This window comes from Polaromonas sp. P1_G4 (genome assembly GCF_056405475.1).
Window position 1 is genome coordinate 1 of record NZ_JBFUCA010000696.1, and the last position, 1,758, is coordinate 1,758.

The following is a 1,758-nucleotide window of genomic DNA, read 5'->3' on the forward strand; positions in this document are numbered from 1 at the left end:
CCATCAATCCGCGCGACGTGATGGACTTCATGGTGCGTGATGAGAAAAACTCGTCCAGCATCATTTCCTGTCTGCAGAACGCCCGTGAAAACGCCCGTGCCGTGCGCGGCACGCTGACCACCGAAGTGTGGGAAACGCAGAACCAGACTTACCTCGAGGTCATCCGCATGCTGCGCAGCGGCGACTTCGAGCGCGACCCGGGCCAGTTCTTTGAATGGGTCAAGTTCCGCTCGCACCTGTCGCGCGGCGTGACACTGGGCACCATGCTGCAGGACGAAGCCTTTCACTTCCTGCGGCTCGGTACCTTTCTTGAGCGTGCCGACAATACCGCGCGGCTGGTGGATGTGAAGTTCCACGCCGTGCAGAACGACTTCCTCGGCATGGCCGGCGAGAAGGATCAGGAATACGACTTCTACCACTGGAGCGCCATCCTGCGCAGTGTTTCGGGCTTTGAGGTCTACCGCAAGGTCTACCGCGACGTCATCAAACCCGAGCGCGTGGCCGAGCTGCTGATCCTGCGCGCCGACATGCCGCGCTCCCTGCTGGCCTGCCTGAACGAAGTCATGAGCAACCTTGCCATGGTGACCAGCGATACCAGCAGCGAAACCCAGCGCCGCGCCGGCAAATTGCGGGCTGATTTGCAATACGCACGCATCGACGAAATCCTCGCAACGGGCTTGCACGCCTTCCTGACGCAGTTCCTGGACCGCGTGAACGAGCTGGGCGCACACATCAGCCGCGAGTTTTTGGTGCCGGCCACCACTTGAAAGACGGCCTAACTTCTGCCGCCGCAAAGGGTCGGTACTGTTGTATGACGGGGCCTTGATGAAGTTGCACGTCAGGCACATCACCGACTACCGGTACACGGAGCCGCTGCGCTATGCGCTGCAGACGCTGTGGCTCACGCCGCAGTCCAGCCCGGCGCAGACGGTGCATTTCTGGAGCCTGGGCGCGCCCGAAAAACTTTTTACCCAGCGCGACGCCTTTGGCAACACCATCAGCTCTTACACCTTTGTGGGCAAGGATGCCGACAACGTGCGCTGGAGCCTGGTTAACGCGGCCGGCGATGTGGAAACCTTTGGCGTGGCGGAGTTCAACGACCCGGAAACCCTGCCGCATCCGTACTTCTTCCTGYGCGCCACACACCTGGCCGAACCGCACTGGGAGCTTGCCGAATTTGGCCGCCGCTTTATCCCGCAAAGCCTTGACGGCACTGCAAGCTTGCCGGCCCTGCTGGCATTGAGCCAGGGCGTGGCAGGCGCTGTGAGCTACCTGAAAAACAGCACCAGCGTGACGACCACGGCGCTGGAAGCCTTCAAGTCCGGGGCAGGCGTCTGCCAGGACCAGGCCCACGTCATGGTCGCCATCTGCCGCAGCCTGGGCTACCCGGCGCGCTATGTCAGCGGCTACTTCTACGCCGCCAACGAGCCCGACCTCGCCAGCCACGCATGGTGTGACGTGTGCCTCGACGTGGCCACCCGACGTTGGGTCAGCATTGACGTCACCCACAGCTGCTTGATCGACCAGCGCCACGTGCGCCTGGCCATGGGGACGGACTACAACGCCTGCCCACCCATCAAGGGTGTGCGGCAGGGCGGTGGGGAAGAGTCGATGACGGTGGAGATCACCATCGAGCCGGTTGTGGGAAACTAACAGCTTTCTGATTCCTCCAACCGCTCAGGGCRGCGAGACCACTTTCCCGCCTCGCGATGAGCGTAAAACCATGACGACAGACAAAACGGTTTGCCCGGTCTGCAG

General features: G+C 62.2%; 2 protein-coding genes. Both read left to right on the forward strand.

What is annotated here, in order from left to right; translation table 11 throughout:
- Positions 1 to 767: alpha-E domain-containing protein (locus AC1D1X_RS22350; RefSeq protein WP_477699224.1), on the forward strand; the 767-nt coding region annotated here is incomplete at its 5' end.
- A 58-nt stretch (positions 768 to 825) separates the two neighbouring features.
- Positions 826 to 1,653: a transglutaminase family protein gene (locus tag AC1D1X_RS22355; protein WP_477699225.1), complete on the forward strand. Its 828-nt coding sequence runs from the start codon at positions 826 to 828 to the stop codon at positions 1,651 to 1,653.
- Positions 1,654 to 1,758 lie beyond the last annotated feature (105 nt).